The 10,025-nt window shown below is 43.5% G+C and carries 9 protein-coding genes and 1 riboswitch; of the genes, 5 read left to right on the top strand and 4 right to left on the bottom strand.

Annotated features, from left to right (window positions below):
• Window positions 1–206: 206 nt before the first annotated feature.
• Window positions 207–291, bottom strand: a riboswitch (cyclic di-GMP riboswitch).
• Window positions 292–473: 182 nt separating this feature from the next.
• Both KQI32_RS10235 and KQI32_RS10230 read right to left on the bottom strand, forming a co-directional pair.
• Window positions 474–2,771, bottom strand: a complete 2,298-nt coding sequence (locus KQI32_RS10235; RefSeq protein ID WP_216424905.1) for a hydratase — start codon at window positions 2,769–2,771, stop codon at window positions 474–476.
• Window positions 2,772–2,922: 151 nt separating this feature from the next.
• Window positions 2,923–3,567, bottom strand: coding sequence for a cyclase family protein (locus KQI32_RS10230; RefSeq protein ID WP_216424904.1), 645 nt, complete (start codon window positions 3,565–3,567; stop codon window positions 2,923–2,925).
• A 384-nt stretch (window positions 3,568–3,951) separates the two neighbouring features.
• On the opposite strand from KQI32_RS10230, the gene KQI32_RS10225 reads away from it, so the two are divergent.
• Both KQI32_RS10225 and KQI32_RS10220 read left to right on the top strand, forming a co-directional pair.
• A complete protein-coding gene (locus KQI32_RS10225) occupies window positions 3,952–4,542 on the top strand; it encodes a GNAT family N-acetyltransferase (RefSeq protein ID WP_177689899.1) in 591 nt (196 codons plus the stop codon).
• 156 nt (window positions 4,543–4,698) lie between these two features.
• The gene (locus KQI32_RS10220) at window positions 4,699–5,865 is read left to right on the top strand and encodes an FprA family A-type flavoprotein (protein ID WP_216424903.1); all 1,167 of its coding nucleotides are present in this window, start codon (window positions 4,699–4,701) and stop codon (window positions 5,863–5,865) included.
• A gap of 79 nt (window positions 5,866–5,944) precedes the next feature.
• Here KQI32_RS10220 and KQI32_RS10215 read toward each other — a convergent pair whose 3' ends face one another.
• Entirely contained in the window at window positions 5,945–7,006 is a 1,062-nt protein-coding gene (locus tag KQI32_RS10215; protein WP_216424902.1) for an acyltransferase domain-containing protein, read from the bottom strand.
• A gap of 254 nt (window positions 7,007–7,260) precedes the next feature.
• Between KQI32_RS10215 and KQI32_RS10210 the strand changes: the two genes are divergently transcribed.
• Together KQI32_RS10210 and KQI32_RS10205 are read left to right on the top strand one after the other, a co-directional pair.
• Window positions 7,261–7,446: a spore coat protein gene (locus KQI32_RS10210; protein ID WP_177691781.1), complete on the top strand. Its 186-nt coding sequence runs from the start codon at window positions 7,261–7,263 to the stop codon at window positions 7,444–7,446.
• 10 nt (window positions 7,447–7,456) lie between these two features.
• Complete coding sequence (locus KQI32_RS10205; RefSeq protein ID WP_177691782.1) at window positions 7,457–7,726, top strand: spore coat protein; 270 nt, start codon at window positions 7,457–7,459, stop codon at window positions 7,724–7,726.
• A 356-nt stretch (window positions 7,727–8,082) separates the two neighbouring features.
• On the opposite strand, the gene KQI32_RS10200 is transcribed toward KQI32_RS10205, so the two are convergent.
• Complete coding sequence (locus KQI32_RS10200; RefSeq protein ID WP_253291156.1) at window positions 8,083–8,718, bottom strand: 3D domain-containing protein; 636 nt, start codon at window positions 8,716–8,718, stop codon at window positions 8,083–8,085.
• A 420-nt stretch (window positions 8,719–9,138) separates the two neighbouring features.
• Here KQI32_RS10200 and KQI32_RS10195 point away from each other — a divergent pair, with 420 nt between their 5' ends.
• Window positions 9,139–10,023, top strand: coding sequence for a hypothetical protein (locus tag KQI32_RS10195; RefSeq protein WP_216424900.1), 885 nt, complete (start codon window positions 9,139–9,141; stop codon window positions 10,021–10,023).
• Window positions 10,024–10,025: the final 2 nt, after the last annotated feature.

The raw sequence follows: 10,025 nt of genomic DNA, 5'->3' as shown, positions 1-10,025 counted from the left end.
CCCCGGCACAGTGCGCCGGCCTCGAGCTGTCCAAAAAGCGCAAACGCGAGCTTTTGCTCGTTGCTTAGCCAGATTGGCTGATTGCGGGTGCTATTTTTTCATGTTAACTTTACAGAGCCTGTTTTTATGATTCTTATCAAATAATAAACATTGAGCCTTGAATTTTTTTACATTTCAAAAAATAAAAAAAGCTAATGAAGAAATTCATTAGCAACTGGCTGTCTTTTTAAAAGACCCTAAGACCCTATAGCTTTGCGTCATTATCTCACGATAATTTTGCCCTTCATATTTATCTGTTTTATTATAATATCAGAGATTTAAATATTTGTCAATACCTTTTATTGCCATAAAAACAAATAAAAGATTTTTTTTAAATATAACTAATTCTAAAAAATAAACTATCTTGTTTTTTATGAAATGCCGGAAAATTCCCTTTGAAATTTCCCGGCATTTCCAGATTCTTATGAGATGTTTTATTTATGAGTTCTGTAATAATTAATCAAACAACCCGACAAAATAATCTGTCTCTCATCGTCTGTCAGGTCGCTTAACGTTAACATGAATTCTGACACGCCGTTTTTATGAATGGAATACGCCTTGATCGATGATACTTTATCCGCAACCGCCTTTTTGATGTCCGGTACGAAAATATAGTCGCCGTTTTCAAAGGGAAGTTTGTCTGATGGATCGATGGTGAAGGGAAGCATTCCCCAATTGATCAAGTTGCTTCGATACCGTTTTGTGGCATATTCATAAGCAATGTTTGCCCAGCCCCCCAGAACCTTCTGGCAGGATGCCGCCTGTTCCCTTGCGGATCCGTCACCGGGCTTGTTTGCAAATACCAAACTCCCAATGCCGGTATTTTGGATATCTATTTTCTTAATTTCATTGATTTTCTGTACAGCTTCATCCAGTTCATTATCCTTACCCAGCGGGCTCTCGCCCTCCAGCCTTGCTTCCTCAAAGACCTTTACCGCTTTCGCTTTACCCACATAGGAAGGATCCTTTCTGGAAAGGGTGAACTCCGCCAATTTTAATGGATTGGAACGGTAGGATGAAGTTTCCCCGGAAGGGATCAGCTCGTCTGTTGTCGTAACCGGGTCAGTGATCACTGAAACAACCTTCAAGATGATATCGTCCGTCAGCTGGGACATCTTCGGCCAATCTGCGATGTTAGGACCGAATTTCAGTTCTTTGGAGCTGTCCGGTTTGCCAAATCCGTCATATACCCTGTTCTCATAGACGGTTTTGTCAAAGAAATATTTCGGTTTAGAGTAGTTCACATCCAAATCGGTGGCAGGGGTCAGAATTCCGCCGTTGATCGCCGTTGCCGCAATGGATCTGGCATCCATAAGCGCAACAGATGAAATCTGTCCGTTCACCGGCTTGGAACCCTCCCGGTTGGGGAAGTTTCTGGTGGAATGGCGGATAGACAGGCAATTGTTCGCAGGTACGTCGCCCGCACCGAAACATGGGCCGCAGAATGCAGTTCGGAGGGTCGCACCCGCAGCCATCAGCTTCGCTGCAGAACCGTTTTTAATCAGTTCCAGATAAACCGGCTGGGAGGAAGGATACGCACTCAGGGCAAATTCATCATTGCCGATGGAATGTCCCTCTAGAATATCCGCCGCATCTACTAAATTGTCGTAGGTACCACCCGCACACCCGGCAATGACACCCTGATCCACCTTCAAACCGTTCTTGGTGATTTTATCAGTCAGCTTAAATGTGATATTCGGATTATCCAGCTGTTTTGCTCCGTTGATTTCTACCTCCCGCAAAATATCGGAAAGGTTTGCGTTCAACTCTTCAATGGTATAGGCATTGCTGGGGTGGAAGGGCATTGCAATCATCGGTTTCACCTTTGACAGGTCAACTTTCACCGCACTGTCATAATAGGTGGCTGTCCCCGGATTCAGTTCCGCAAAGGCGTCTTCTCTGCCATGTAGTTCAAAATACGCTTTCACCTGGTCATCGGTTCTCCAGATGGAGGACAGACAGGTGGTTTCCGTCGTCATAACATCAATACCCATTCGGTATTCCACGTTCAGATTGCTGACGCCGGGCCCCACAAATTCCATCACTTTATTTTTGACAAAGCCGTTGGCAAACACCGCGCCAATCACTGCAATGGCAACGTCCTGCGGTCCCACACCCTTCTGAGGCGTTCCTTCCAGGTAAACCGCAACAACCTCCGGCCGGTTGATATCATAAGTCTTGCATAGAAGCTGTTTTACCAGCTCCGGTCCACCTTCCCCGATCGCCATTGTCCCCAGCGCTCCATAACGGGTATGGGAATCGGAACCCAGAATCATTTTCCCGCAGCCGGACATCATTTCACGCATATATTGATGAATAACCGCCTGATGTGCCGGCACATAAATCCCACCGTATTTTTTTGCCGCTGACAGGCCAAACAGATGATCGTCCTCGTTAATTGTTCCGCCAACTGCGCACAGACTGTTGTGGCAGTTTGTCAGCACATAGGGAATCGGAAATTTTTCAAGCCCGCTGGCCCTTGCCGTCTGTACGATGCCCACATACGTAATATCGTGGGAAGCCATCGCGTCAAACTTGATTTTCAACTTGTCCATATTACCGGATGTATTATGCTTCTCCAAAATCCGGTATGCCATTGTAGCCTTTCTGTCCTTCTCCGAATCCGGAGTTACATTATATTTGCTTTTTAAAACGGCTTCCCCATCCTGATTGCATTCCACCAGATCGGTTCCGTTCAATAGATAACAGCCATTTTTTATCAGTTCAACCATTCTGCTGTTCCTCCTTTAACATTTCAGTATTTGCTATTTATTATACTATTTCCCTGGTTTATTGTCAATGAAAAGCCTGCGGCGTTTATTTTTGTACACTGAGTGTTTCTGCATATTGAATGACGAAATGGATTCGTTTGATTTCAAAAAACTATTCCCAGAATGCAACCGCTCTGATCGGTGCGCCGTCCGCATCAATTTGGTTCAGGGGCAGAGCAAAGAACCAGAACAGCTCGTCGCCGCATTTTCCAAGATTTTTTAGATTTTCAATATTTATAATCTGATTGGTTTGAAAAAGTCTTTTGTGCCTCGGCAGTTCCAGGTCATAAACAGGATCCATGCCGATGACGTCAAATCCGATTCCCTTCTTCCCTGTTTCAAGGACAAAATCAATAACCTCATCCTCAACACATGGGTAATCATTGAAATAATCCTCCGCACCCCATCTTTGATCCCAGCCAAGATGAAAGAGCAGAAAATCCGCTTTCTCCGCCTTTTCCCCATAATGGCTGACATGCTCCATTGTGATGCTTTCCCCCTCTTTCAGCTCTTTGCATTCTATGACAAGTGCCCGCCCGACAAACTGGCTGACCGGAAATTGATCGAGCGTGCTTTTCCCTGCAAAAAGATGCGCGGGAGCATCCATATGAGTGCCTGTATGGGAGAACATTGTCAGCAATGTCTCCCGAAATCCGTCCTTCCCGTAAGTGCTTGCGGGTTTCAGTGTCGGCGGCTTGGTCCCCGGGTAAACAGGCATTCCTTCTGAAATAATATGTGTCAAATCCAGTACTTTCATATTCTTCCCCCCTGTTTTTTCATTCTGCCATTTTTCGGATAATGCAGTCTTCAGCCTCTTATGAATGAGAGCCTCGGCTGCTTTTCAAAACGGTACGGTATTGTAATTAAAACACAGTTTATCATATCAATCTTTTTTTGGCAAGGATAATCCTTCATCCATCAGCCGCCTTCTGCAGCAGTGAATTCTCCAGTAAATTCCCGTTAGAAAATTTCCTGTCTTTTCGTTGCCAAAAAGAGTAAAGGTATGTTACACTAAATATATTATGGATTCATAGCCATCGAACAGACAGAACGCCAAAACCGATATGGACTTTGCACCATTTTACACCGAATTGCAGAAAACCTTCCTGCGAAAACCATAATGTATAGATGGAGGAATAAAATGATATTAAAAAAAGGCGCTCAGATAGAATTTGAAACGGTTTACCAGGACATGCTCACTCAATTCCCTTCGGAGGAGTTAAAAGGCAAAGAACGGCTCTCCGCCCTCATAAAAGAGGAAAAATACGATTTGTGGCTGGCCGAGGAGGATGGGCGGCAAGTCGCATACATCTTAACCTGTCCGTATCAGGATTATATCTGGCTTGACTATATTGCCGTATTTCGCGAATATCACTCCAAGGGATACGGAAGTAAAATCCTGCCCCAGCTTTCCGATGTATACCCTGGTTCCAAAGGTCTTTTTCTGGAAGTCGAACACGAAAATGAAACGGATGTGAATACCATAAGACGTATTCGTTTTTATCGGCGGCTGGGTGCTGAGATGATTCTGAAGAGCTATCGGCTTCCAACCGCAGCCGGCGGATTTCCCATGGGGCTTTATTTTCTTCCTTATCAGGAAGGAAATCCTTCCAAAAAAGAAATTTTGGACACAATCCGTTATGTGTTTGATACCGTGCATGCTGATATCCCGGCAAGAGACTTGCTGTTAAGACAAATGGAAAAAGATATGGCAGAAAATCATGACTGCTGATTCTCTTAAAAACATATGGAAACACCGTGCCAAGCGGCATTGCCGGCGGGTACATTCTTTCGAAGGTTGAAAAATTCGTAAATATATGTTATTATTTTAAGCAAATCGAATGATAAACAGAAATTTGACGCATATTAACAGAGGGAGAGATGAACAATGAAAATTAGCAACGACATTGAATATATCGGTGTAGATGATCACGAAATTGATTTATTTGAAGGGCAATATATAGTTGAAAATGGAATGTCTTATAATTCCTATCTGATAAAAGATGAAAAAATAGCCGTTTTGGACACAGTAGACGCCCATTTTACAGAGAAATGGCTCGACAATGTGAAGCATGCCCTTCATTCCCGCCACCCTGATTATCTGATTATTCAGCATATGGAGCCAGACCATTCGGCAAGTATATCTCATTTTATGGAACGATACAAGGATACGAAAATTGTTGCAACTGCAAAAGCCTTTGTGATGATGAAGCAGTTTTTCGGAACGGATTTCGGGGACAAGAAAATTGTTGTGGGAGAAGGTGATACCCTCTCGCTCGGAAAACACACCCTTACCTTTGTCATGGCCCCCATGGTGCATTGGCCGGAAGTGATGGTCACATATGACAGCTGTGACAAGGTATTGTTTTCAGCGGACGGATTCGGCAAATTCGGTGCCTTGGACATTGAAGATGACTGGGCTTGCGAAGCTCGCCGTTATTATATCGGTATCGTGGGCAAATATGGTGCGCAGGTTCAAACCCTTCTCAAAAAAGCTTCCCAGCTGGATATTGAAATCATCTGCCCTTTGCATGGGCCTGTTTTAAAAGAAGATTTAAGCTATTATCTCAACCTTTATCAGATTTGGTCATCCTATTCCGTCGAGACGGAAGGAGTCATGATCGCTTATACCTCGATATACGGTAACACCAAAAAAGCGGTTGAGCTGCTTGCAGACAAGCTTCGCGAAAAGGGATGTACAAAAGTGGTTGTTTCCGATCTGGCGCGCTACGATATGGCAGAGGCTGTCGAGGATGCTTTCCGTTACAGCAAATTGGTGTTAGCTACTACCACATACAACAACGGTATTTTCCCATTTATGCGGGAGTTTATCCATCATCTGACGGAACGGAATTTTCAAAACCGCATTGTAGGTTTCATAGAGAATGGTACCTGGGCTCCGGTTGCCGCGAAGACCATGAAGCAGATGCTGGATACCTGCAAGAATTTAACCTTCACCGACACTACCGTTCAGATAAAATCAGCACTCAGCGAGGAAAGCCGTGCACAGCTTGAAGCGTTCGCAAACGAGCTTTCCAGCGATGATACCATTTGAACAAAAGAGAAGAAGAGAACAGCGGTATGGCCTTAAAGCCATACCGCTGTTCCTATTTTTCAATATTGTTACCTTGTCCTTAAATTAAGAGAAATCCGCCCCGCTCGTAGATCTGGCCTCCGCTTTTCATCAATGCCTGCGTCTTTCTCATTAGTGTGCTGGTCGGTTCTACGGAAAGAGGATCTTCCACGTCCAGTCCAAAAATCCATTTGTCAATCAGATAGTAATGCCCCTTGGCGATATTTCGAGTGAATAAATTGGAAAACTGAACGATATTTGACTGAGGAGGCAGCATTTCTTTCACCTCATTGGAGAGCAGCCAGGAGGCACAAATGAATCCCTTTATCTCGTAATGGGGGAAATATTTTTGAAAGAAAGTTACTGCTTGGCTGATAGACTGTTTACACAGAGCATAATCCATCTTCCCGATTGCAGGGATATGAATGGACAAAACGTCCTCCTGATCGCCCAGCACCATTTCCCAACCGCTCAGATTTACTGTTTCAGGTTCCAGCGAAACCAATCCAGTGGTTTTATTTATAAAATGAGCAGTCAGCACATCCCCTTTTCTCTCATATACTGTTTTCTTCACCGCCGGTTTTTCATAGACGCAATCCCCGTCCTCTTCCAGCTCTACCCCGGCTTTCGCGGCCACAAGAACAGAGTCGTCTTTCCTGTATACCTCGGTCGGATTGGTGTATTTTGTGATTTGATACTGGAGCCTTCCAACCTGATAGAGTTCCCCGAGAAAATGATTCAGAATCCATCCATCCTGCGAAAATCCATCTTCATGAAACATCGCTTTGTGATTAGATATCCAGACATTAATATCCCTTACGGTATCCGTCACTATCTCTTCCGGTATGCCCAATTCTCTCTGCCCCTGCATATACAGCGGGAATCCAATACTGTATAGATAAAGACTGACGGCAGGTGCATTATCCCCCAGCACCGCCGCATATTCTTCACGAATTTCATTTAATTTATTTAAAAAGCTCTCTCTGTCCTTATCTATGAACAAAGCGTTGGCGGCATCCTGTGTTTTCTTGTGAAATATCGGATTCTTTTCTGCGAACGATGAGAGTTTTAAAATTTTTCTTTTACAAATTTCGCTGTCGATAAAATCAACCAATCTTACCATATTACACACCCTTTTATTTTTATAAATTTACGAAGGATTTCGCTGTCATTCTCTTTCTTTTCATAAATTGACAACTTTATTATCATGAATGGAATTGCCCCTCCGGCGCGGAAAGCACAATTCACTCCGCAAGATCATTCATTGCGTTCAAGTATCACTTGAGCTTATTATACCACAACAATACAAAAAGATGAATAGTTAACTTGGAAAAAACCATACTAAAATTGAATTTGAATGATGAAAGGAGCTTTCTTATGGCAAATTTAACTTCCAAAGAATTGACAGCAATTGAAGAACAATGCAGCAATGAAATTATTCTGGTGAAGAAATACCGTTCCTATGCGGAACAGTCTACGGATCAGACACTGAAGACAAAATGGACGCAGATGGCAGACAAACATCAGCAGCATTATTTTACCTTAATGAACCACTTAAACTAGGAGGTTTCCAATGAATAATTTTTTAACCTGTGATAAAGAACTTCTGGAAGACTGCCTGAATTCTCAGAAGCACATCGAGACCAATTATAATATTTGGGCAAATGAATGTGTGGACTGCTGCTTAAAGGATGATATGATGAACATTTTAAAAGAGGAGCACGACATGCAGTTTGACCTTTTCACCGAAATGCAGAACCGTGGCTGGTATGCAACAGAAGCCGCCGACGCGAATAAAATTACACAGACCAGACAAAAACTAGATCAGGCGATGAACCAATAATTTTCAGACTGCGAAAAACGAAGGGATATTTCGTCAAAATCAATCCGTAGGCGTACGACGGTACGGTAGGGTTGATTTTGGCGAAAAGCAAGCAATGCCAATGGTTCCTCGATGGAGCCATTGGCATTTTTCAAAAAACAGTGTGCGAGGCACAGCTGCGTTTTTTGGAAGGAAAAACTTTTTTATAATGGAATTCATTCCATCGTGATTGCTTGCGGTAGACCGAATTTTTTGACAGTCTGACAGGGAAGCGCAGGCTTCCCTGTTTTTGATATCACAGGAAATTCCCCGGGTTCTGCATATAAAAGCAGGATTATCCAGAGACAGTGGTTTTCTGAATAACATTTTTATTATTTCTAATCTGCCAGCCAGACTTTAGCGGAAGGCTGGTTGTACTGGGATAAATAGCACGAACGATGATCCTCCACGAATATGTCAATGTGTTTTTGTTTCACTGCACCCCCACAATCCTGAGCAATCCGGTATCCTACCCCTTCAATATAAACTTTCGTATGATAGGGTATAACTCGTGGATCCACAGCAATTGTAATGCCTTCCGCCGCCTTTACGCCGGTTGCTGTTTGAAACCCATACCCCCCGCTGCAGGTATGGCAGGGGCAGTAAGCTGTCAGCCTGAATTCTCCGAGAAACCTCTTTTCTTTTTCCTCCGCATTTTGCTTTTCCCCATATAAATACTCCAGTTCATTATTGACGGTAATACGTTCCGACTCCAGAGAGCGCCAGTTCACCTTCAGATTTTGAATGCTGTCCTGTTCATCCAGGTAGCCTATACTTCTGTATTTATCAGCCAGCTGGCCCGTAGCCTGCTGCATTTCCTCAAGTGAGCCTCTTCTCTGCTCAAAATGCGCTATCTTTTGGTTGATATCGTCTACACTGTCTGCCGCAAGACCGGAAACAGCTGCAGGCAAAAGAAACAATACTGCAAGGAAACAAATTTTGCAGATAAAATATATTGCTTGCTTTCTTTTCATGTCCTTCTCTCCCATCTGTTCTTCTTGAAATACAAGACCGTATTTTAGCAGTGCTTGTCCGGAAAGTCAACGCAGAGGCGGTATTAGACGTGAAAACCAAAAAATCGACCTGCAAATAACCAATGTTGAAATTTAAAGGATATCTATTTACATATTCTGAAAGTCATATTATAATAAGACAAAACGCTTTTTTGGAGCAAGAACCACCATATAGGCGTTTTATCCTCCCAGAGTGGAAATGCTCCTGCTTTTCGCTAAATAAGATCGTACCCTGTGGGGAAGCAGATTTGCGGCAGGGCGGTATTATGGAGGTATCCGTGTGTTTTGCAGCATAAAACAGCAAGGTTGAAATAATACAAAATAAAATAAGAATATCTATTTATTAATGGAATGGGATATTTTATAATAAGGAGAGATATTATGAATAAGATTGTTAAAAATGTACTATGGATTGGCCTGGCAGTCGTCGTACTTGCAACCGCGGTTCTCGCAGTGACAGGAATGATGGAAGATCGGGAGGATCCTCAGGATCGGATCGCTGCAACCGGCAATCATGCGATGGTGATAAAAGGCGGAAAGATCAAAACGACGGGGCGTCCCGTCAGTTTCCCCGGGCTTTCTGAAATTTCAAATGCAAAACAAATTGACGCAAGCGGATTTGCTGTGATCATAGACGAGAATGGCAAACTGCATACAAATTCCGTCGACAGCGCTGAGATCTCCAAGTGGGACAAAATAAAAAAGGTAACCGTTGGTTATGATTTCGTGATTGGATTGAAAAAAGACGGAACCTTGGTTGCCGCTGGCGGCAAGGAATACGGGCAAACTCTGGTATCCAAAGCAAAAAAAGTAAAAACCGTTTCAGCTGGCGCTTATCACTATGTGGGTCTTACAAAATCCGGCGAAATTTTCTACAGCGGTTCCAATGAAAACGGTGAGTGTAATGTAAGGGATTGGACGGATATTGTGGATGTGGAATGCGGTCCTTATGCCACGGTAGGCCTGAAAAAAGACGGTACCGTGGTGTCGACGATTTCCGGAGTTGAAAATTATGATTTATCCGGGTTCACTGACATCACAAAAGTAGTGACTTCAAGAGATCACACAGTAGGCCTAAGGAAGGACGGCACAGTCGTCGCAACCGGAAGCAACGCTTATGGACAGTGCGAGGTGTCCGGCTGGACCGATATCATCGCTGTGAAAGCAGATAGAAATCAGACCATTGGTCTAAAAAAGGACGGCTCCGTGGTTGCAGCCGGCGATAACCAATATGGTCAGTGTAATGCAGACACCTTAAACCAATAAAA

It is taken from the genome of Acetivibrio sp. MSJd-27 (assembly GCF_018918095.1).
In the GTDB taxonomy this organism is placed as follows: Bacteria; Bacillota; Clostridia; order UMGS1840; family HGM11507; genus HGM11507.
Note: the sequence above shows the minus strand (reverse complement) of the source record. Positions and strands in the feature narration are given on the sequence as shown.

Coding starts and splice junctions, on each gene's coding strand:
- KQI32_RS10225 (WP_177689899.1), top strand. CDS start 3,952: ATGATATTAAAAAAAGGCGCTCAGATAGAATTTGAAACGGTTTACCAG.
- KQI32_RS10200 (WP_253291156.1), bottom strand. CDS start 8,718: ATGAAAAGAAAGCAAGCAATATATTTTATCTGCAAAATTTGTTTCCTT.
- KQI32_RS10210 (WP_177691781.1), top strand. CDS start 7,261: ATGGCAAATTTAACTTCCAAAGAATTGACAGCAATTGAAGAACAATGC.
- KQI32_RS10220 (WP_216424903.1), top strand. CDS start 4,699: ATGAAAATTAGCAACGACATTGAATATATCGGTGTAGATGATCACGAA.
- KQI32_RS10195 (WP_216424900.1), top strand. CDS start 9,139: ATGAATAAGATTGTTAAAAATGTACTATGGATTGGCCTGGCAGTCGTC.
- KQI32_RS10230 (WP_216424904.1), bottom strand. CDS start 3,567: ATGAAAGTACTGGATTTGACACATATTATTTCAGAAGGAATGCCTGTT.
- KQI32_RS10205 (WP_177691782.1), top strand. CDS start 7,457: ATGAATAATTTTTTAACCTGTGATAAAGAACTTCTGGAAGACTGCCTG.
- KQI32_RS10215 (WP_216424902.1), bottom strand. CDS start 7,006: ATGGTAAGATTGGTTGATTTTATCGACAGCGAAATTTGTAAAAGAAAA.
- KQI32_RS10235 (WP_216424905.1), bottom strand. CDS start 2,771: ATGGTTGAACTGATAAAAAATGGCTGTTATCTATTGAACGGAACCGAT.